21 protein-coding genes are annotated in these 21592 nt (G+C 58.2%); 15 read left to right on the top strand and 6 right to left on the bottom strand.

Annotated features, from left to right (window positions below; all coding sequences use genetic code 11):
• The first annotated feature begins 2 nt into the window (after window positions 1–2).
• Window positions 3–281, top strand: coding sequence for a chaperone modulator CbpM (locus ABMA46_RS07375; protein WP_348998912.1), 279 nt, complete (start codon window positions 3–5; stop codon window positions 279–281).
• Between the two features lie 145 nt (window positions 282–426).
• Here ABMA46_RS07375 and ABMA46_RS07370 read toward each other — a convergent pair whose 3' ends face one another.
• Window positions 427–930, bottom strand: coding sequence for a GreA/GreB family elongation factor (locus ABMA46_RS07370; protein WP_348998674.1), 504 nt, complete (start codon window positions 928–930; stop codon window positions 427–429).
• A gap of 150 nt (window positions 931–1080) precedes the next feature.
• A complete protein-coding gene (rnk, locus tag ABMA46_RS07365) occupies window positions 1081–1506 on the bottom strand; it encodes a nucleoside diphosphate kinase regulator (protein WP_348998673.1) in 426 nt (141 codons plus the stop codon).
• A gap of 537 nt (window positions 1507–2043) precedes the next feature.
• Here rnk and ABMA46_RS07360 point away from each other — a divergent pair.
• From ABMA46_RS07360 to ABMA46_RS07340, 5 genes are all read left to right on the top strand, one after another.
• A complete protein-coding gene (locus ABMA46_RS07360; protein WP_348998672.1) occupies window positions 2044–3078 on the top strand; it encodes a hypothetical protein in 1035 nt (344 codons plus the stop codon).
• A gap of 111 nt (window positions 3079–3189) precedes the next feature.
• Window positions 3190–3747 carry a DUF488 domain-containing protein gene (locus ABMA46_RS07355; RefSeq protein ID WP_348998671.1) on the top strand — a complete coding sequence of 186 codons (558 nt, stop codon included), beginning with the start codon at window positions 3190–3192 and terminating at the stop codon, window positions 3745–3747.
• On the top strand, window positions 3744–4862 hold the full coding sequence (locus ABMA46_RS07350; protein ID WP_348998670.1) for a site-specific integrase: 1119 nt from the start codon (window positions 3744–3746) through the stop codon (window positions 4860–4862). The genes ABMA46_RS07355 and ABMA46_RS07350 overlap by 4 nt, the downstream gene beginning before the upstream one ends.
• A gap of 152 nt (window positions 4863–5014) precedes the next feature.
• Complete coding sequence (locus ABMA46_RS07345; RefSeq protein WP_348998669.1) at window positions 5015–5845, top strand: hypothetical protein; 831 nt, start codon at window positions 5015–5017, stop codon at window positions 5843–5845.
• Between the two features lies 1 nt (window position 5846).
• On the top strand, window positions 5847–6248 hold the full coding sequence (locus tag ABMA46_RS07340; protein WP_348998668.1) for a retroviral-like aspartic protease family protein: 402 nt from the start codon (window positions 5847–5849) through the stop codon (window positions 6246–6248).
• Window positions 6249–6279: 31 nt separating this feature from the next.
• Here the strand turns inward: ABMA46_RS07340 and ABMA46_RS07335 are convergent, their stop codons facing one another.
• The 4 genes from ABMA46_RS07335 to ABMA46_RS07320 all read right to left on the bottom strand — a co-directional run bounded on the left by ABMA46_RS07335 (window position 6280) and on the right by ABMA46_RS07320 (window position 9850).
• On the bottom strand, window positions 6280–7785 hold the full coding sequence (locus tag ABMA46_RS07335; protein WP_348998667.1) for an ATP-dependent nuclease: 1506 nt from the start codon (window positions 7783–7785) through the stop codon (window positions 6280–6282).
• 120 nt (window positions 7786–7905) lie between these two features.
• The gene (locus tag ABMA46_RS07330; RefSeq protein ID WP_348998666.1) at window positions 7906–8613 is read right to left on the bottom strand and encodes a hypothetical protein; all 708 of its coding nucleotides are present in this window, start codon (window positions 8611–8613) and stop codon (window positions 7906–7908) included.
• A gap of 96 nt (window positions 8614–8709) precedes the next feature.
• Window positions 8710–9363: a hypothetical protein gene (locus ABMA46_RS07325; RefSeq protein WP_348998665.1), complete on the bottom strand. Its 654-nt coding sequence runs from the start codon at window positions 9361–9363 to the stop codon at window positions 8710–8712.
• A gap of 151 nt (window positions 9364–9514) precedes the next feature.
• Entirely contained in the window at window positions 9515–9850 is a 336-nt protein-coding gene (locus ABMA46_RS07320; protein WP_348998664.1) for a helix-turn-helix domain-containing protein, read from the bottom strand.
• 145 nt (window positions 9851–9995) lie between these two features.
• Here ABMA46_RS07320 and ABMA46_RS07315 point away from each other — a divergent pair, with 145 nt between their 5' ends.
• The 9 genes from ABMA46_RS07315 (at window position 9996) to ABMA46_RS07275 (ending at window position 21444) form a co-directional block, all read left to right on the top strand.
• Window positions 9996–10571 (top strand): hypothetical protein, encoded by a 576-nt coding sequence (locus ABMA46_RS07315; protein WP_348998663.1) that lies wholly within the window; start codon window positions 9996–9998, stop codon window positions 10569–10571.
• A gap of 166 nt (window positions 10572–10737) precedes the next feature.
• Complete coding sequence (hsdR, locus tag ABMA46_RS07310; RefSeq protein ID WP_348998662.1) at window positions 10738–14118, top strand: type I restriction-modification system endonuclease; 3381 nt, start codon at window positions 10738–10740, stop codon at window positions 14116–14118.
• Window positions 14119–14121: 3 nt separating this feature from the next.
• Window positions 14122–15126 carry an ATP-binding protein gene (locus tag ABMA46_RS07305; protein WP_348998661.1) on the top strand — a complete coding sequence of 335 codons (1005 nt, stop codon included), beginning with the start codon at window positions 14122–14124 and terminating at the stop codon, window positions 15124–15126.
• Complete coding sequence (locus ABMA46_RS07300) at window positions 15123–16589, top strand: class I SAM-dependent DNA methyltransferase (protein ID WP_348998660.1); 1467 nt, start codon at window positions 15123–15125, stop codon at window positions 16587–16589. Before ABMA46_RS07305 ends, ABMA46_RS07300 begins: the two co-directional genes overlap by 4 nt.
• Entirely contained in the window at window positions 16586–17905 is a 1320-nt protein-coding gene (locus ABMA46_RS07295; RefSeq protein ID WP_348998659.1) for a restriction endonuclease subunit S, read from the top strand. The genes ABMA46_RS07300 and ABMA46_RS07295 overlap by 4 nt, the downstream gene beginning before the upstream one ends.
• An 11-nt stretch (window positions 17906–17916) precedes the next feature.
• Window positions 17917–18762 (top strand): hypothetical protein, encoded by an 846-nt coding sequence (locus ABMA46_RS07290; RefSeq protein WP_348998658.1) that lies wholly within the window; start codon window positions 17917–17919, stop codon window positions 18760–18762.
• Window positions 18759–19808: a hypothetical protein gene (locus ABMA46_RS07285; protein ID WP_348998657.1), complete on the top strand. Its 1050-nt coding sequence runs from the start codon at window positions 18759–18761 to the stop codon at window positions 19806–19808. Before ABMA46_RS07290 ends, ABMA46_RS07285 begins: the two co-directional genes overlap by 4 nt.
• Complete coding sequence (locus tag ABMA46_RS07280) at window positions 19805–20611, top strand: HipA family kinase (protein ID WP_348998656.1); 807 nt, start codon at window positions 19805–19807, stop codon at window positions 20609–20611. The genes ABMA46_RS07285 and ABMA46_RS07280 overlap by 4 nt, the downstream gene beginning before the upstream one ends.
• Window positions 20608–21444 (top strand): DUF3037 domain-containing protein, encoded by an 837-nt coding sequence (locus ABMA46_RS07275; protein ID WP_348998655.1) that lies wholly within the window; start codon window positions 20608–20610, stop codon window positions 21442–21444. Before ABMA46_RS07280 ends, ABMA46_RS07275 begins: the two co-directional genes overlap by 4 nt.
• The last annotated feature ends 148 nt before the right edge of the window (window positions 21445–21592 follow it).

The raw sequence follows: 21592 nt of genomic DNA, 5'->3' as shown, positions 1-21592 counted from the left end.
AGATGACCAAGCAGGAATTCCTGGCCTCTTCCGGCATCCATGTGCGCACGCTGGACCTGTGGATCGAGCAGGAATGGCTGGCGCCCGAACAGACGCCGGAAGGAGCCCGGTTCAGCGATATCGACGTGGCGCGCGCCCGCTTCATCCGCGACCTCAGGGACGACATCGGCGCGAATGACGAGGGTATCGACGTCATCCTGCACCTGCTCGACCAGTTGCACGGCCTGCGCCGCACGCTCGCCGAACTGCGGGACGACATGAAGTCGCGCCAGGGCGATTAACCTTCGCAGTTCAATTGACGCAGCGAACGAGCGGCTTCTTCGACGCAGCGCCCGCAAACCTGGCACGACATCGCCTCGCCAGCTGAAACGATGCCGGTGTCGCCGGATCGTTCGCACGCGCGAGGCGCTCGCCGGTCCCTGTTTCTCAGGCCGCCGACGGGCCGGGGTCATCGCCGGCGACAGACGGTTCAGGTGCCATCGCGCCGCCGCTGACGAGCCGGAGCCGTGGCCGCTGCGGAACGGGTTGCACGGCACGCGTCCGCCTTTGAGCTTCGGGCTGGTACAGCACGGCGAGCAGCGTTACCGGCTTCTCGTGGCCCTGCTCGTCGATCATGCAGGTCTGGCCTTCGGCCATACCCAGCAGGGCAAGCCCTCTCATGGTGGAGAGCGGAAGAAACATGCCGACGGGTCCGTTGATGCGGCCGAGCGAGAGCACCCGCGTCTCGTCGGGGCCGTCGCCTGCGCGGAAGCTGACGCGGCTGCTGAGCGTCGCGACGGTGTCGGGCACGTCGTCACGAAGGACAACGGTGGCGTTGCGGATCTTGCGCCGCAGCAGGGGCAGCAGCGGATCGTCAGGGCCGCAACGGTCGCTGACGACTTCGAGAATGGTCAAATCCTTGGTAGTGAGAATGCAGGCGTCTTCGTACATCGCGTGTCTCCGTGCCCGGGGGATGCTGTCATGATCGAGATCGGGGTCCCTGGCCGCGCGACGCGCGACGCAGGGCTCAGGATCCTGCGATGAGGGATCCTCCGAACAGCCGGAGACGATGGCGGTTGTGCATGATGCTGCGGCCGGGCGTCAGGCGGAAACGGCTTCCGCCGCCGGATGCGGGACGACATCCAGAACGGTCAGCCGGTTCGATCTGCCGTCGCGCGAGGTCCAATCCATGGACTGGCCTTTGGCGAGGCCGAGCAGGGCGATGCCGATGGGCGTCATCACCGAAATCCTGCCTTGCTCGATGTCGGCATCCGCCGGGTAGGTCAGGGTCACCGTGCGTTGCTCACCGCCCTCGATGGCATAGCGCACGGTGGATCCGATCGCCACCGAACCGCGGGTCTGGTCGGGCCTGGCCACGACTTTCGCCCGGTCGAGCTCTGCCAGAAGGCTTTCGGCGACGTCGGGATTGCGCGCGGCAAACGCCTCTGCGAGGCGGTAGAGCCGGTCATGGTCCGTTCGATGCACTGTGATGGCCGGCTTGCGGCCGGTGCCGGTTCTCGTTGTCATGTCGTAATCTCACTTCTTGCCGCTTGCCTTGGGCGAGCGGCGCGGTCCGTCTATTGGATGAAAGATGTCGCGCGAGGAGCGAAACCGGCCACGGGCTTCGCAGTGTCGGGTCCCGCGGCAGGGATGCGCGACGCAGCCGTGCCGGGGCTCAAGCGCCCGCGATGGGGCACACCCTGAAGATCACCAGAAGATGATGCGCAACCTGCAACATGCCCAAGACATCGGAAATGATGCCCGGGAAGTCAAGGGCAACCGATCGATCGATTGAAGTGAACCCATTCGGTGATGGTAGCGGAGGACCGAAGCAGACGGCTCAGCCCCACTTGGTTCTACTTTGCCACAACCAACCACATAACTACACCTCAATCTAGAAAAAACGCATCCCTGATACCTTCAGGGATGCGTCCATTCTCTGTGACGAACACCGCATAGTTCGACGGCAATCGATAGCGGTGTGACAGATTGGATGCTCAGCCAGAGCGGTTCACTCGTACCGCATCCTGTATCCGATCACAACATGGAAGGAGCGGATGCATTATGCCGAGCAACATTCAATTTTCTCAGTCTGCGCCACCTGAGAATATCTTGGAAAAATTCGCAAAGCCAACCACTTGCGATCATTCTGACCCTGCCTCGGTCAACCTCATGAGCAAGGAGAAAAAGTCCGGTAGTGCTGGTGAGAAAATCTTTCTTCATGAACCGGATTGCCGCAGCGACGATGATGTCGCGTTCATCAAATCTGCTCCAGCCATGGAGCTTCGCCGGCGATACAGGGCCGAGGCGAATGCACACAGAAATATGCTGTCACGGCGTACCCAAGGTGCCGTCGTTCATCCTGATCTTCATGAGTTCCGTAGCTTTCTTCTCCTTATCCAACCGATGCCCGGCACGGGCATGACCCTAGACCGGATTAACAACGATGACCCCGAATATGCGCCGGGGAAGGTTCGTTGGGCGGATCGGCACACGCAGAACAACAACAAGTCAGACACCTTGACTTTTTACTATACCCGCACCGGACACGTTTATACGACCTCGCGCCTAGCCAAACTCCAGAACGTGTCACCCGGAGCAATCCGCAAGAGGCGGCGTGAGGGCTGGAGCGATGACGAGATCATAGAAGGCAAGCGCAATAGCTCGTCGCTGATGCCCCTATCAGAGAAGAAGGTCACCGGTCCCGTTGTCGTTTCTTCCAGGTTCCCGGCTGGGCTTTATACCGCTGGTCAATTGGCTCTGCTTGCGCGAGGCGAAGCGCAGTTGACTTGGATCGCTAACATTCAATTCCATCGCGATGCCCATCACCACCAGTGGTATCGTGAGGTGGAGGGCGAGGAATACATGCTTCCGACCTACGAAGAGCTTCTGGAGATACTCGAAGAACACGCATCGAGGATCACGAGAGAAGGTCACAAGTGCCACTTCCTCCGGTGGTGGCGCACAGCTCGCCCCCATGTGGTCTATTCGAACCTCAGACCTGATCAGAGGGAGATGGTGGTGGAGTACGACCCAGAATGGGCGGCCAGACAGGAGGCGAGGGAGAAGGCATCGCTAGAATTGACCGATGCTATGTAGGCCCTCAATGAGTTGAGTTTAGCTGCCGGGCAAACTAGATAAGTGGCTGTTTTTGCAATGTAAAAATAGACATCTATGTGCAAAGATTTGTTGCACATGGAGGCTCAAGCATTGTCCAGTACCATCTATTCCGTCGGCCACTCCTCGCATTCATGGGATGACTTCCGGCAACTCATCGAACAGCCTGACATCGGCTGTATCGTCGATGTCCGATCTTCACCTACCTCGCGCTGGGCGCATTTCCGCCAACACGAACTGCGATCCCGCCTGAACCGGATTGGCATCTCGTATCTGTATCTGGGCGACCAGCTTGGTGGGCATCCCGTAAGTGATCCCACCGACTACGAAGCAATGGCTCGTACTGCGTCATTTTCGGTGGGGATCGCCAAGCTCTTGGAAATCGCCAACCGCTGCCGCCCGGCTATGATGTGCGCGGAAGCCGACCCCCTGCAATGTCATCGCTTCTTGCTGATCGCGCGTCATCTGGTCGAAGCCCACAGCGCTGAGGTCTTGCATATCCTGCGAGATGGCAAGATCGAACCTCACCGGCATTCAGAGGATCGGTTGCTAGAACTCCACGGTGGGACAGAGGACCTGTTCGAAGATCGACGAGCCCGGCTCGATCATGCTTACGTCTGGCAAGCTCGGCGGTTGGGAGCGACGCGATGAACGACGTGAAATCGTATGATCTGGCTAAAGCACCGAATGAGAATGACAAAATGCTCCCAGCAAATAGCAGACTTTGCGGGTTTTCAGCGATGGGACCGGGGGGCATCCCAGCTTCACTGGAAATTAACGAGAGGCCGAATAGAATTGCAATTAATTGCACGTCAGGCAGCAAAGAGGAAACGCGTGCAATTAATTGCATAGCGGGTTCTCAAGCCCACATCGGGCTTTCTACGCCCGTTCGTGATCTTATCTCCCATTCCATTGCCGCCAGCACCAAGCGCGCCTACGCGACGGATATGAGCCATTTCACAGCATCCGGCAGGTCTATCCCCACGACCTCTGAGATCGTTGCGGAATACCTTGCGGAGATGGCCAGTTCTCACGCCGTCGCCACGATCCAGCGTCGGCTCGCTGCGATTTCGAAAGCTCACCGGGCCATTGATGCCGACGATCCGTGCAAGGCGGAAATCGTGAAGGCCACCATGCGCGGCATCCGGCGGGCGGTCGGCATTGCCCAGCGCGAAGCGAAGCCGCTCCTGCGCGAAGACCTGTTCACGATCCTTGAACGCATGGGCGACCGTCCGAAGGACACGCGTGACAAGGCGCTGCTGTTGATTGGCTTTGCTGGTGCCTTCCGCCGATCCGAACTTGTCGGTCTCGACGTTGCCGATGTCGAACATGTGCGCCAGGGCGTCGTCATTACCCTGCGCCGGTCGAAAACCGACCAGACGAGAGCGGGGCGCAAGCTCGGCATCCCGTTCGGGCGCACACGTTGGTGCCCGGTGAAGCATCTGGCGGATTGGCTCGACGATGCTGGGATCGAGAATGGGCCGATCTTCCGTAGTATCGACCGCCACGGAAATATCGCCGAACGGCACTTGTCTGGTGAGGCGGTGTCAATCATCGTCAAGCAGCGTGCCGAGGCGGCAGGGCTCGCCCCCGACGCCTATTCGGGCCACAGCCTGCGTGCCGGTCTCGCCACCAGCGCAGCGATGGCGGGAACCAGCGCGTGGAAGATCAGACGTCAGACCGGCCATGCTTCCGACGCGATGCTCTCCCGCTACATTCGTGATGGCGACATGTTCACCGACAACGCGGCGGGCGTCGTTCTATAAACCTGCTTTCGTCACAAGAAGATCGTTGCTAATCCGATCTATGGGGCGGGAGGCAGTGCATGGCGACGACAAACGAATGTACTGTTGAGGAGTTGACGGTTGCGCATTGCTGATCTTCCCGCCATCAATGCAAACGGGCGCGGGATTTGATCGTGGCAGTGCTGAAAACTTTCGGGAAGTGGTTCGTCGCGAACTGGGAACGGGTCTTGTTCGTCATCGTAGGTCTAGCGTTGCTGGGCGGAAGTCTGACGATGATCTATCAGCAAAAGGTCACAGAAGCCGCCGCTGTCTTCGGCCTAGGCTTTCTCAGCTTCATCTATGCCAACGTGTCCCGCTTCAAACGCTTCAAGGGGCTAGGCTTTGAAGCGGAGCTTTGGGAGGACAAACAGAAAGAAGCCGCCGACCTCATTGAACGACTGCGGGACATAGTTTCGATCTATACGCGGGAAGTGATCCTTGGAAAGGTGAAGGCCGGACGTATAGGAGTTGCCGGAAAGTGGAATGACCACTGGAAGCTCTATGATGATCTTGTGACGCAGCACAACTCCTTAGGTCAGAAGATCGACTTTTCAGACGTCAAGAAAGAGATGGACGACACCTTCCTTTTTGACATGACGTTGCCCGAAATCGGCAAACTCAGAGAGGCGGCGAACAAGGGCAAGACCTCTGCAAGGCAAAAGATCGCGGATGAGTTTGGAAGCCCTGTCCATGACAATGAAGGCCACAACCGGCGCTGGGCGCAGTTCCGAGAGATACCGGAAGAGATCAAAGACCCATTCAAGATTTCGACTAAGGACGATTTGGCGGGATACGCCTTGAAGGTTTGGCATGAAACCAAACAAAGGCTCAAACGAGATTTTGGCGTGGACGCGGATGTTGACCCGAAGGTCATTGAACGTCTGGAAAAAATCTCGAAGCTCTACCAATCCCGCCCGGTGCACGTGACGGATGAACTGATCGCGTGGGCTAACCGGGAGGACTGAAATGACCAAAACACTGACCCTTCGCCGTTCCTCTCCAAGAGACCTGATCATTATCCCTTTGTGGGTCTTCAATCCCGACACCGAACACGGACATCAGATCGCGGCTCAGCTCGACACAGGCAATGATCATACCTGCTTGCGGCAAGACGTGCTGGACCGAATTGGAGCGACACCTTCCGGGCGTTCACTTCCTGTCCACGGTGTTACCGGGTCATCATCAGCACAAGTGACACGGCTCACTCTCGGCTTTCGGATGGATGGCAATGGCACGGTCACGGTAGATCGCCATGAAGTCGCGGTCCTGCTGCATATGTCCTGCGAAGCCCTGTTAGGGCGGGACATCTTGGAGTGGTTCGACATGACCATATCGCGCAATGGTGTCGTCACGATCACATCAGACTGACGGCAACCTGCAACGCCCCCGAAATTGTGCGCTACAGGGCTTTGATCAGCTTCCATGTTGAAGCGTTTAGCTTGGCTTCATCATATGCCGGGTTGAGGCTATTTTCAGGATGGTGAATGCTGTGGCGGACGTATGTGCATTCGGTCACAGCTTGCGATGCCCCCGTTCCTGCATGTGTCCATGTGTGATCAGCGGGGATGCCCTTTGTGGCAAGGTAGCCGTCCACGTCTTGTGTCCGCGCTAGACCATTCTTGTCCTGAATGAACCCGTAAAGTTCGTTGTGAAACTCGACGGTCGGCATGGCAAACGCCTTGAAATTCACCTCGCCAAACGATGGCGACCAAGGAAAGTAGCCCGTAGGTGCGTCTTGCGCCTCAATTTCGATCCTTCCCTTGCTCGACGCGGTGAAGACGTTTGTGTTCCCGAAGCTCACCAAGCGTTGCAGCATGTAAGGGGAATGACTGCTGACGATGACCTGACTGGTTTTCGCTTCTTCAAGGAGCAAGTCGGCCAGCTTTCGTTGAGCCGTCGGATGCAAGTGCATTTCCGGCTCATCTATCAGCAGTATTTTGTCGCCATTGGCTGTGTCTGACAGCAACCGTTGAAGCAGCAGGGCTAAGACAAGCTCCACCCCCGAACCGAGGCTCTTTGTCGTAACCTGCTGGATCTGATCTTCGGCCCGAACTGCCAGGAACGCCGAAGAAAACGGCTCTAGTAACGACAGCAGTTCAAACCGTAGGTTCTTGAAATGGGCGTTATCGAAAAACTCGCTGAACTGATCGCCAAGCTTGGTTCCCGTTCCCTTTTGCGCCAACTCCATAGCCCACACGAAAAGGTCTTTTGAAACCTTGGAAGCATAGTCGGAACCGCCTCCTTCTTCGCGGAGCTTTTTTTGAAATTTCCAGTTCAGATCATCGCATATCGCATCGAAAGTTGTGCGATATGTTCCACTGACTAGATGACGCGCACGGTTCTTATCGAAGTAGAAGACGTTGACACCGTTCGGACCCATCTTGCCGGTATCAAGCGTCAACTCTCTTGCGTCTACGGCCCTCGTATCACCTGATCTCTTTTGGACGTAAGGCTGCCCGTCGCTTTCGTTGTAGTAGGTGTCTTCATCTATTGTGAAATGGTTCTTGGCCGAAATAGGGGATGATAGAAACTTTCCCGGCTGCTTCCTGTCTCGTGGCTGCGCCGAGAAATTTAACCCAATGCAATTGAAGTATTTCGTCTTGTGATACTCAAGGCCAGATTTGACGCTAAACCTTTCCGTTCGGCCAGAGATCGAAATGGGGTTTTCAAAGTCATTGAAGTCCTTGATGCTCAGTCTGTTTTCGGCCTTATACTTCCCCCCAAAAAGATAGTCCAATGCCTCAAGGACAGACGTTTTCCCGGTGCCATTGTTGCCGACAAAGAGGTTCAAGCCACTTCCATAGCTGCCATCCGGCACCGCCAACTTAACGGTTTGAGCCGAAAAGCAGCGGAAATTGTCGATTGTAAGTTCGCTCACAAACGGCGAGCCGCTATACAAATTCACCCCCCATTCCCACCCTACGTATATGCGATTTTCTCCTGTCGCGGGCGTGAAATCAACTTCACTTCTTCTTTGCGGGCAGCAGATGTTGCATCCGTGTGCCGATTTGCATGGCGGCGAAGGCTAAGGCATCGCCGCCGCAATCTTGGCAGTCACGTCACTGACGCCAGGGGCAGTCCATACGTCATCGCGCAACATGAACTTGTTGCTGTTCGTATGGGCGATGTAGGTGGATCGCTCGATCACGAATGCGATGGGGATCAGCGCCGCCTTCATCACGTTGAAGTCGTCATCGAACAAAACGCCCGCCAGCACATCGAAGTGTCCGCCGCCTATGTCGCGGATCGCGGAAAGCTGGCGGGACTTGTTGCGACGGTGAATGCGCCGCCCCTTGATTTGATACCGCGTGCCGTCCGACCCGATGGCGTCATATCCCCGTTCGGAGTTCGGAGCCTGTCGCCATCCGAAGGCGCGGCAAAACAGATATTCGGCAAGATCGCCGGTTGGATTGTTGGCGCTGCGCACCACGCCCCGGCCGCGCAGTTCCTCACCAACCTGCGCATGAAGCACCAGAAGTTCCGCAACAGACAGCGGTTTTAGGCGATCCGTGGCGGGATTGGCGTTCGCGTTCAGCCATCCCTTGTGGATGCCGTCTTCCCATAGGGCGGCCGCATAGTCTTCGGGGCACATGGCGTTTGAGTTTCGATTTCGGGAAACGATGCCATCGCGCTCAGCCTGCGCATACGCGGCGCAAACCTTGTCTCTGCTGCTGCCAAACTGGACAAACAATTCGCGCATGTAGTCGCGCTGCGAGATCGGTCCCTGCGCCATTACGTTCCCTCCACCCTCAATCCCTGACAGATGCATCTGGTTAGTAGAAGGATCAAACCTTCGTGCCGAAGTTGCCGACACTATGCACCTGTATGTTCAGAGCAACTCGGCTTGAAACTGTCCGCGAGGATCGTCGCGGGCGTGGGGCAGCAGGTCGTAGCTGGAGAGGTTCGCCATATCCAGGAAATACTGCGCTTTGCGTCGAGGCGCTGCTCGAAGCCATTCTGCCAGTTCCGATTGTGTCGTTTGCAGCCATTCGGGAAACTCGGCGGGACAGCCGAACTGCCCTTCGATCAGGCCGATGAGTGCGTTGACGTAGATGACGCGACCGACACCGGGGAACTCGTAAATTTCGGTCCCACGGTTTCCTTGCAGCCGGTCTTCGATGAGTTTGTACCCCAGCGTCAACACGAGCTTGTCCTCAGGGTGTCTCTCGTCAACGAGAAACCAGTTGGCGATCTCCCGCCTTCGGTCGTTATCGTTGCAGCCATGATACGCGCCCAGTCCCATGTTGCACGGAGTGCAGCAGGGGACAAGCTTGCATTCGCCGAACCGCTCGCGGATCATTTTCTTGGTGACCAGGCAGCCGTCGGCGAACCTGTGCAGAATATAGACGGGCGGCTGGTGGTCATGCTTCCCGTCGCTTGGCATTCCGCAGTAGATGCACTTGTCACCGGCGACGAGTTGATAGACCCTCCCGAAACGCCTTTCCGCTGCTCGGCGGTTATACCTTTCCTTGACACGACCCATAGAAGCATCGGCGCTGCTGCTGTCTCAAAGTCGTGCGAGAACCTATGAGCAAATGCTGAAAGAACTCGTAAGTTGAAAGGGAAAACTGTTCCTTTCGAAGTGGCGGCGGAGGTTCACCGATAGCGCGACAGTGTGGTATAAAAAAACTCCGCTAACGCCTATGCTTGTTCAGCACCCTAATCTGATCGATGGCGACTTCCAGATCGGTTTCAGGCAGATCGCGTGCGAGTGATTGGAGTTCTTCCAGAAGCTGGACCTTTCTGCGCGACATCGCGGCTTCCTCAAAGTCGAAGAGATTTTTCAGCGGGATGTCGAGTGCCCGTGAAAGCTGATCTATCGTGCTGAAACTTGGCAGGCTCTTGCCGCGTTCGATGTTGGACAGGGCGTCCACCGACCGCCCTATTTGCGCTGCCAGTTCATCTTGGGTCAGCTTCTTCCCTTTGCGAATTGCCTTAAGGCGAAGGCCAAGCCGAGCTTTCGTGTCCATTTAGCCGTAGTGAAATACGGCTCAAACTCTTCAAACCGATACTTCTCCGAAACGCTTTCTAAACCCGGATTATGATACGGATTTTCCCTATCTTCCGGATTTTTGTTCTCTTCCCGAGACCCCTAACGTCAGGCGAGACGCTCGAATGAATACGATCTTGGCAATTCTGGTCGCATCGGCCGCGATGATCGGTGTCGCCCACGCGGACCAGAAGATGGACGCCTACAGCGTCTGCTGGGCAGCGAAATCGACCGCCTACCTGAACCAGGCGGAAAAGCTGAACGGGTCCGGTCTTGAGGACATCGATCTCAAGGATGCCGCCAATTCGGCTGACGGGCTGTGCGTGAGCCAGTATCTCTCGGCCGTGGATGCAGACGGGCAGGCGAAGGTGGACGAAATGCGCCAGTATATGGAGGTGCAGTTATACGGGGCCAATCCGCTGCAAGAGACCGCATCGATCCAGCCGGCGACGAACCCGTCCATCGTCTACGCCAAGGGTTACACCGTCGCCTGCGCATGGTTTGACGACATCAAGAAACACCGCCACCTGATAGAAGCTGGCCGTCCCGATCTGGCGATCAACCTCGATTGTATGTCGGTCGATCCCGGCCAGAAGTTGGTTGTGCTCGACACGGTAGGCGACGATCTGACAGAAGTGCTCTACGAGGCGAAAGGCTTCCAGCGCGAGCTCTGGATCAGCACCTACGACGTCAGGCATTGAGATCGGGGCTCTTGCTAGCTCGCACTCTACACTGGATGTGACGCCTTACCTTCCGATAATACCCACTTATCACGACCTAAAATTGGCCCTCCGGCAATGTCGGATTAGACTTTCTTTCCTCTTTCTGTGAGATTGTCGGACGCATGATCTCGACCATGGAGGGGCAGTGGGGTCGGCGGGCAATTTCGCCTTTCTTGGCGTGTACGACAAGCAATTGGCAACGCTGGGTGGTCTCGCGGAACGATACTTCCGCGAAGACCCATCGACAGCCATCGTCAAGCTTCGTCAGTTTGCCGAGTTGACTGCCAAAATCATCGCTGCCCGACATGGTACATACCGGGATGAGCGCGAGAGCTTCGAGGAGACGCTGCGTCGGCTTTCCTACGACCGGGTCATTCCTAGAGAAGTCGCGGATGTTTTCCATGTCCTGCGCAAGACCGGCAACGCCGCTGTGCATGAGGCGAAGGGTGGACACGCCGAGGCACTGACGGCGCTGAAATTCGCGCGCTCGTTAGGCGTCTGGTTTCATCGCACATACGGCAGGCAGCCCAATTTCAACCCTGGCGCATTCATGCCGCCACCGGAGCCAGTTGATGCTACTGCATCTCTGCGGCAGGAAATCGCGACGCTCCGTCAGAAAGTGGCCGAAAGTGAGGATGTTGTCGCTGCGGCCCGGCGCGAGGTTGAGGAACATGCTCGCGCCCGTGAGACGGTCGAGGAGCGGCTGAAACGTGAGGCTGAGGAACGGGCTGCGTGGGAGCAGCTTGCTCAGGAGATCGAAGCCGAAAAGTCGGCTATAGCCGCTAAGTTGGCGAGCTTGCAGGCTGAGGCAGAAGCCGCGCCTCGCGACGAACTTATGAAATTCCTGGAGCGCGGCGAGGAAGCCGCCGCCAAGCTCGATCTGGACGAGGCCGAGACCCGCGCCTTGATCGACCAGCAGCTACGCGACAACGGTTGGGAGGCCGATACCAAGACCGTTCGCCACAGTGCTGGTGTTCGACCGGCCAAAGGTCGCAACATGGCGATTGCCGAATGGCCGACTGCAAACGGCCCTGTCGACTACGCTCTGTTTGTTGGCACTACCCTAGTTGGCGTTGTTGAGGCGAAGCGCAAACGCAAGAACATCTCCGCCGCCATCGACCAGTCGGAACGATACTCGGTCGGCATCAAGGACAGCAGCGACTTCGTGCTTGCAGGCGGGCCATGGGGTGAACACCGAGTGCCTTTCGTCTTTGCCGTCAATGGCCGGTCCTATCTAAAGCAGATTGAGACCGAGAGCGGCATCTGGTTCCGTGACACGCGCCGCAGTGCCAATCATCGTCGCGCACTGGTCAACTGGCCGACGCCGGAGGGCCTGAGCGGGCTGCTGGAGATCGATCAGGACGCGGCAGACGCGGCGCTGAAGACCCAACCCTTCGAGTTCGGCTTCCCGCTCAGGCACTATCAGGAGGCAGCCATCCGCGCCGTCGAGACGGCGCTGTCGGACGAGCAGCGGTCCATGCTGGTGGCGATGGCGACCGGCACCGGCAAGACCAAGCTCGCTATTGCGCTTCTCTATCGCCTGCTGTCGGCCAAGCGCTTCCGCCGCATCTGTTTTGTGGTGGATCGCTCGGCGCTGGGGCATCAGACCGATGGTGAGTTCTCGACCACCAAAGTCGTGTCGGGCAAGACGTTTGCTGAGATTTTCGGACTGAAAGGGTTGGGTGACGTGTCACCCGACATGGAAACCAAGGTCCATATTTGTACGATCCAGGGGCTTGTGAAGCGGGTCCTCTATGCCACCGACACATCCGAGGCCCCGCCCGTCGATCAATATGATCTCATGGTCATCGACGAATGCCATCGCGGCTATCTGCTTGACCGCGAGATGTCCGATCAGGAGCTGAGCTTCCGAGGGCAGGAGGACTACATCTCGAAATACCGGCGCGTGCTGGAATACTTCGACGCGGTGAAGATCGGGCTGACCGCCACCCCCGCTCTGCACACGACCGACATCTTTGGCGAGCCAATCTTCCGCTACTCCTACCGCGAGGCGGTGATCGATGGCTTCCTGATTGACCATGAGCCGCCCGTCAGGGTCGAGACCGCGCTTGCCCGATCCGGTATCGGCTTCGCGGAAGGCGAGCAGGTCGAGTATCTCGCGCCTGCCACAGGCAAGATCGACACGGCCATCTTGCCAGACGAAATCCACTTCGAGGTCGAGCAGTTCAACAAGCAGGTGATCACGCCGGAGTTCAACCGTGTCGTGGCCGAGGAGCTAGCCAGGCACATTGACCCCGCGCTGCCGGGCAAGACCCTGATCTTCGCCGCAACCGATGCCCATGCCGACATCGTGGTAAGCGCGATCAAGAAGGCGTTCGCCGACGCCTACGGCGAAATCGATGATGCGGCGGTGAGGAAGATCACCGGCAGCGTGGACAGGGTACAGAACCTGATCCGTTCGTTCCGCAACGACGCCAACCCCAAGATCGCGGTTACCGTCGATCTGCTGACCACCGGCATCGACGTGCCGAAGATCACCAACCTCGTCTTCCTGCGCCGGGTCAACAGCCGCATCCTCTATGAGCAAATGATCGGTCGAGCGACACGCCGCTGCGACGAGATCGGCAAGGAGGTGTTCCGCATCTTCGACGCCGTGGACCTTTACCCGCATCTCCAGAACCTGACTGACATGAAGCCGGTTGTGGTCAATCCGTCGATCAGCTTCGAGCAGTTGGTGAACGAGATGACCGGGGTTGCGGATGACGCCCAGCGCGAGGTGATCCGCGAACAATTCATCGTCAAGCTGCGCCGCCGCCTGAAGAAGCTGTCGGACGAGGCCCGGGAGCGGTTCGAGGCCGTCGCTGGCGAGACACCGGAGGCGATGCTGAAGCGCCTGCTGTCCGGTAATGCTCCCGATCTTGCCACATGGCTGCGAGACCGTGCCGACATCGGCCCTATCCTCGACTGGCAGTCGGACGGCGACAATCCCCGCTATGTCCCGATCTCGCACCACGCCGACGAGATCGTGGCCGTCACCCGAGGCTATGGCGATGCCGAGAAGCCGGAAGACTTCCTCGACAGCTTCTCCGCCTTCGTGCGCGACAACATCAATAGCATCGCCGCGCTGAAGCTCGTGGTACAGCGTCCGCGTGACCTGACACGGGCTGACCTGAAAGAGCTTCGGCTCGCGCTCGACCGTAAGGGCTATTCGGAGGCCAATCTGCGCCGCGCATGGGCCGACGCGAAGAACGAGGAGATTGCCGCCTCGATCATCGGCTTCGTTCGGCAGGCAGCCATTGGCGATCCGCTGGTGCCTTACGAGGATCGCGTTAGAACCGCCATGCGATCCATCATGGCCAGCCGCCCTTGGACCGAGCCGCAGAAACGGTGGCTGAAGCGCATCGGCGAGCAGGTCGAAAAAGAGATCGTCGTTGACCGCGAGGCTATCGACAAGGAGCCGTTCATCGCCGATGGAGGGTTCACCCGGCTCAACAAAGTGTTCGGCGGCGAGCTTGAAACCATCCTTGCTGGGCTCAACGAAGAAATGTGGAAGCGAGCAGGGTGAGGTATGGCTGACCAAATCGTCGCGCTACCGGGAACCCTATCGGCATCCACAGTGATCGATTTCGCTAATCGCCTGAGCATAAGAGACGGCAGCCGCTGCATCTTCGACTTCACGAACGTGACCTGGTGCGAGCCTTTTGGATTGCTCTATCTAGGAAGAGTACTTCGGACCATAAAGTCGAGGCATCCTGAGCTCACTCTCGTCGCCCGAACCGTTGAAAACGATTTCAGAGGCTATGCCTCTCATCTAGGCTTTTTTCGTTATGCGGGCTTTCCCAGGGGAAATCGGCCAGGGGAGGCCAGCGGTTCTGGAACGTATGTCGCCATCCAACGGTGGCGGGTTTCGGAAATTCAGGAAGAAGCCGGATACAACCCATATGGATCGCTGGTTGACAACAAAGCACATGAGATTTGCTCGATCATGCTCCAAGCTGAAAAGGGTCCTGCATTCGAATATACGCAATACGCTCTTCGAGAGTTGCTACGCAATGCAATCGAGCATTCCGATGGAGATGAAGTCTTATTCCTCGCGCAATATTGGCCACGTAAAGGTGCCTCAGAAATAGCTATCATAGACGACGGCATTGGGTTGCGACGCTCCTTGGGACGTAACAGCAAGCTGTCTGTGACTAACGACGTATCCGCGTTGCAGTTGGCAATGGCACCTGGCATTTCCCGCGTTACTAAGCGCTCATCCCGAGACGGCGAGTGGAGGAACTCGGGCTTCGGCCTCTACATGACCAGTAACTTGTGTGCATCAAACGGCGAGTTCCGTTTGGTGTCGGGAAAAGCTGGCATTCGGCTTCAGGCGGGAAAGCGTTCGAGGTTTGAAGCTAGGTTCAAGGGTACTGGCGTCCAAATGACGCTCGCCATCCCGAAGAACAAAAGCTTGAACGATTTTCTGCAAGAATTACGCCTCAAAGCTCGCACACTTGTTCGCCAAGGGGGACTTGTGAGCGAGCCTTCGGCATCTTCCCTAACTGCGTCCAAACGAGGAAAACACTTGTGACAACTACCACGGACATCGTGGCCAAGCTCTGGGGCCTATGCAACGTGCTCCGCGACGATGGCGTCACCTACAACGAGTATGTGACCGAGCTGACCTACCTGCTTTTCCTGAAGATGCTGGAGGAGACAAAACGCGAAAATCGCCTGCCGGATGGCTACCGCTGGGATATTCTCGCAAAGCGCGAGGGCATGGAGCAACTCGACTATTACAAGGCCATGTTGCTGGACCTCGGCAAGGCCAAGGACGGGCTTGTCGCCGCCATCTTCACCGACGCTCAGACGCGGCTACGCAAGCCGACGAACCTCAAGGCCCTGACCTCCAACATCGACCAACTCGACTGGTTCTCCGCCCGTGAGGAAGGGCTGGGCAAGATGTACGAGGGACTGCTGGAGAAGAACGCTGCCGACAAGAAGTCCGGCGCGGGCCAATACTTCACGCCGCGCCCACTGATCGATTGCATCGTGCGGCTCATGCAGCCGCAGGCAGGCGAGACGGTTCAGGACCCGGCGGCTGGCACGGCCGGCTTCCTCGTCGCCGCCGACCGCTATATCAAGGACCGCACTGACGATCTCTACACGCTGCCGGAAGCCCGGATTTTCTTCCAACGCCACAGTGCCTTCGTCGGGGCCGAGCTTGTGCCTGACACGCACCGGCTGTGCATGATGAACCTGCTGCTGCACGGCATCGAAGGCGGGGTGGAATTGATCGACACGCTGTCGCCGGACGGCGAGGCGCTACCGAGAGCCGACCTGATCCTCACCAACCCGCCGTTCGGCACCAAGAAGGGCGGCGGTCGCCCGACCCGCTCCGATTTTTCGGTGACGGCAGACACGTCGAACAAGCAGCTTGCCTTTGTCGAGCACATCGTCCGCGCCCTGAAACGTAGTGGTCGCGCCGCCGTCGTGGTGCCGGACAACGTTCTGTTCGAGGACAATACGGGCCGTCGCCTGCGCACATGGCTGATGGAGCTATGTAATCTGCACACGATCCTCCGTCTGCCGACCGGCATCTTCTATGCACAGGGCGTCAAGACCAACGTGCTCTTCTTTCAGCGCGGCAAGACCGACAAGGCCAACACGAAGGCCGTGTGGGTCTATGACATGCGAGCCAACATGCCGGCCTTCGGCAAGACCCGCCCGCTGACCGTCGCGGACTTCGCGGATTTCGAGGCCGCTTATGGCTCTGATCCGAATGGCGGGGCGGAGCGGAAAGAACAGGGAGAAGGCGGTCGCTGGCGGATGTTCACGCGCGAGGCCATCGCCGCTCGCAACGACAATCTCGACATCGCATGGCTGCGCGACACGGAGGCCGAGGCCGAGGAGGCGTTGACCGAGCCGGAGGACATCGCCGCCGCCATCATCGGGCACCTCAAGGCCGCGCTTGAGGAGATCGAGGCGCTGTCGGAGGAGGTCGAACCGGATAACGTTGAGGAGGCTGCCGTGATTGCGGAAGCCGCTGAATGAGTGAGCTGCCTCATAGCTGGGCGGAGGCGTCCATCGCCGATGTCACGATGCCGTTCATGTCCGTTGACCCGACGAAGACCCCAGATCGGGCATTCCGTTATGTCGACATCGGATCGATTGACAACAAAACCCAAACGATCACAGACCCTAAGTCCTTCTTCGGTAGCGATGCCCCGTCGCGAGCGCGGAGGCTTATCCGCACCGGCGATACGCTGTTCTCGACCGTTCGCACCTATCTGAAGAACATCGCCCTAGTCCCAGAAGAGTTGAATGGTGAGCTTACTTCCACGGGTATCGCAGTTCTGCGACCCAGCGATGCTGTTGATCCAGGCTATCTGTTCCGCTGGGCCTGCTCAGACAATTTCGTTGGGACACTTTCAGGTGCGCAGGACGGCACAATGTACCCGGCAGTGTCCGACCGTGACGTTGCCACCGCTGCTATCCCGCTTCCTCCGCTTTTCGAGCAGCGGCGGATCGTGGCGAAGATCGACAGCCTCGCCGGCAAATCCAGACGCGCCCGCGATCACCTCGACCACATTCCCCGCCTCGTCGAGAAGTACAAGCAAGCCGTGCTGGCGACGGCTCTTAATCCTCACGAGATGGCGGGTTGGCAGCACGCTCAACTCGAAGGTGTTGTGGCTGATGCACTGATAGGGCTTGTTCGTGGAAAAAGTGAGCAGTCCGCTACCCACGGCGTGCCGTACATTCGGATGAACCACTATGATCTTGATGGCCGATGGAATGAGGATGATCTCACGCTCGTAGGTGCAGATGCGCAAGAAATGGCTCGATACGAGCTGCGCGAGGGCGATCTTCTGTTCAATACGCGCAATAGTTTTGAACTTGTTGGAAAGGTTGCCCTTTGGAGTAAGCGGCCATCCGGCTACCTCTATAATAACAATCTGCTCAGGCTTCGGTTCAAACCTGAAGTCATTCCGGCCTTCGCTTTCTATCAGATGATCTCTCCACAATTTCGGACATACCTTCATTCGGTGAAGAGCGCGACGACAAGCGTGTGCGCGATCTATCAACGAAGCATTATGGCCGCACCTTGGGCCTATCCTGAAATAGATCAACAACTGGCGATTGCCGGTTGGATTGAGGCTGCGTTCGCCAAGATCGACCGCCTCGCCTCCGAGGCGACCAGCGCCCGCAAGCTTATCGACCGTCTCGATCAGGCCGTGCTCGCCAAGGCATTTAGGGGCGAACTCGTGCCGCAAGACCCCGACGACGAACCCGCCAGCGTGTTGCTGGAGCGGATCAGGGCAGAGCGCGGAGCTGTACCGAAGACGAAGCGGGGCCGACCAGCGGGCTAGGGTCAGAGGGCATGGAAAATCAGGATCGCGACGATTTCCAGACCCTCCACATGGGTCTCAACGTAAAGATGATCGCGACGGCGCGAGACCAATTCGTCCACTGCCGCCTCGACGATAGGCTGCAATCAGTCGCTGAAGGGAACACGAGCAAATTCGATTTCATGCCGGTTCTCCAGCGGGGCGATGGCAATGCCCATATAGTCGGCATAGTCAAGCTCGACAGCTACTTTGAAGCGCCTGCGCCCGACATCCCCGTCTCGGGATGCTACCAGCCTTTGCACGAAAGTTACCTGATCGGCGCAGACGCCAGTATCCTGTCTTTTGTCATAGAGGCTGATACCCGGCCCTTCCGCTTGCTCGTTTCAGATCAAGGCATCGTCGGGCTCGTCAGCATGTCGGACCTACAGAAATTGCCGGTACGAGCAGCTCTGTTCGGCTTGGTGACCGGTTTAGAAATGGCCATGACCGAGGCAATCCAGGCTGACGACCCCGACGGGAAAAACTGGATCAACTGCATTTCCGCCGAGCGACAGGCCGGCCTCCGAAAAAGGATCGAAGATGCGAGACAAAAGCAAGGGATCGTCACAGAGTTACTGTTTACGGAGTTCTGCGACAAGCGGGACATTCTGATCAAATTGTTGTTCAGAAATGAGCCCGTCCGGCATCGAGAGCAGCTTGCTCGGAAGTTCAGGCGGATAGAGAAACTGCGGAACGATCTCGCTCACGCCAACGACTATGCTGTCAGTAATCAAGACGCATCTGACGTATGCGTGGTCGTTCGCGACATTTTGGCTATGCACCGGACCATCGTCCAGCGGATTGGCGAGATCGCGCACCTTGTGAGGGTGGAACATTGAAGGTCTTCATCGCCAATTTCGGTCGCGAGAACTACGCTTGGCCCGACTGTCTGGCGCGTGGGACAATCGCGACGATGAACGATGTCGCGGTGCAGGGCTTCTGGGTGGCAGGCGACCGCGAGAGCTACATCCAGACCGTGCTGCGACGGCACAAAACCGCAGCGGGTAAGACGCCGACCGTTCCCGTCGCATCCCGGTGGTTCAACCTGATGACGACCGTCGTCGAGAGCGAAGGCGACATCTGGATGCATCGCGAGAAGGATCAACTATGGTGGACGACCTCGCGGCCCGAACCGGCCGCCTTCGAGCCGCTGAAGGAGACGGTCGACAACCGTCGCGATGTGATCATCTGTCACAAGCCTTGTGATCCCTGGTCGAACAAGAACCGTAAGGGCAACCGGCTTGAATGGGCCGGACTACATCCCAAGGCGCAGGAGTTTCTCTTCACCGAAGGAACGCTTCAGCAATTGAAGCCCGATAATGCGGGCTACGCGCTGGCACTGATCGACGGCGATAACCTTGGGCCGTGGCATTCCCGACCCGAATGGAGGGCGAAGGTCGCCCGCCGTCAGAAAAATCCCGGAACGACGTTCAACGCTCGTCAGAAAGCCATCTGGCGCATGGCAGCTACAGCGAAAGGAACGGTCGACTTCTCGAACGGCCAGCAAGTGTTGAGGACAGTGAAAAACAAGGACCTGCTGATCCCCGAGCACGAGCTGATGCCATTCCTTGAGGCGCTTCTCGCCGAGCAGGACGGCCTGTGCGCAATCACCGATCTCCGGCTTCAGTACGACGGCGACGAGGACGATAAGGAGATGCTGTGCTCGCTCGATAGGATCGACAGCAATGGTCACTACGAAAAGGATAACCTGCAGATCGTCTGCCGCTTTGTGAACCGTTGGAAGAGTAGTAGCGACGATATCGAGTTTCGGAGGTTGATCGACGTTGTTCGAGGGGGAACTGGTGCGGGCCCATCTGAAATAGACCAACTCCCAGAAGACAGCTTGTCAAATCGCCAGGCCGAAAATGGGGAAGCTGCCGAGTGATCCGGCGAGCCGTCCCTCTCCGGTTCGATAGACCGGCCGAGAACGGCAGGACAGAGCCGTTACGTCTGACTGTGTTGACGGACGACGACGCCGAGCACGAGGTGTTCGTGAAAGTCTCGTCCGGCAAGGAGTGCAGCATTGAAGGTTTGATGAACGAGATGCTGGGGTCTCTCCTCGCCGCCGACCTCGGCCTTCCAGTCAACGAGCCCTTCTTCGTTGAGCTTGATCCCGAGTTTATCCAATCGGTGGTGCGAGAAGACATTCGTGCGCGTCTCACGGCTTCCTCTCCACTTGCTTTCGCGTCGAGGGCTGCGGGGCAGCAGTGGCGACGGTGGCTTCCTTCGGATAAGATCGTAGCTTCGCAGGTCGAACTGGCGTTGGGCATCATAGCGTTCGACGGTTTCGTCGCTAACGGCGACCGTGGACCCCTGAACTCCAATCTCCTCGTCCGTGACTTGGACTGGCGTATCATAGACCACGAGGGGGCGTTCGGCTTCCGAATGCGGCTTTTCCCTCGGTGCGAACCGTGGAAAATGGGCAATCTGGAATTGCTGCGCCGCTATGGCGAGGACAGCGAACACATCTTTGCGCGGCAGTTGGCTCGGCGGGACGACCTCGACTTCACCGGGCTACGCACCCGATGGTCCGGCTTGTCGGATGCCCGCCTTGCGCAGTATGACGCTACCTTACCGGACGAATGGGAAGCGACGCGCCCCATTTTGGCCGAGGCGATACTCCATCTTAAGCAGGTACGGGACAACATCGACCTGTGCCTGGCCGAACTGAAACGGGTGCTGACATGACGCGCGAGCCCTACACTTATGTGATCCTCCGATACCGCCACGACCCGCTTGCCGGAGAGCAGGTCAATGTCGGCGTGGTGGTTCATGCGGCGAAGAGCGGCTTCCTCGGAGCCGTGGTTCGACGCGCCTATGGCCGCATTTCCAAGCTGTTCCCGTCGGTCGATGGCACGGCGCTACGCCATGACCTGATCAACATCGAGCGCGCGTTACAACGGCTGGGAAAGGGTGATGTGGGTGGCGATCTGCTCGATAACCCCAATGCGTCAACCTTCGCTCACCGCGTCCTCGGGAAGGACGACAGTTCGCTGATCTGGAGCGAGATGGGGTCAGGGCTGACCCGCGATCCTGCCAAGACATTGGAGGAGTTGCATGCGCGGTTCGTCACCCAGTACGACGAGCCGACGACTGCTCGCCGGTCGGATGCTGACATCTGGCGGCCATTTCGCGATCTGCTGCTGGAGCGCAGGATCGAGAGCATCTTTCAGAGCAAGATTATCGCCGGCGCACACGACGCGGTGGAGTTCGACTACGCTTGGAAGAACGGCAAGTGGCATTGCTTCCAGCCTCTGTCTTTTGATCTGGCGACTGCCGAGGGAATTCAGGAAAAGGCAGCCCGGTGGGTCGGGCACATGGTCGGTCTGAAAGACGCCGAGGGTCAGTTCCAGCCCTACTTTATCGTCGGAGAGCCGTCGGACCCTGCACTGATGCCTGTCTATGATCGAGCCATGGACTTCATCGGCGCAGCACCGTTGGAGCCCAAGATCGTGTCCGAAAAGAATATTGGCGAGCTGGCCGATCAATTGGCTGACAAGGTCCATGCTCACAGCGGCTGATGTCTCTAGCGGCAGGATGCCGCCTTCCGATCACATCGTGGATCGTGTCCTCAAAGCCGTTTCCGACCCCTCCCGTCGTTCACAAGGGCAAATGCTCACCACACCAAGCAGACCGGTGATATGCGGCAGGCAGCGAAGCGGAACTCCT

This window comes from Mesorhizobium hunchu, assembly GCF_040081975.1.
In the GTDB taxonomy this organism is placed as follows: Bacteria; Pseudomonadota; Alphaproteobacteria; order Rhizobiales; family Rhizobiaceae; genus Mesorhizobium; species Mesorhizobium hunchu.
The sequence above is the reverse complement of the archived record's forward strand: the minus strand, read 5'-3'. Positions and strand labels throughout refer to the sequence as shown.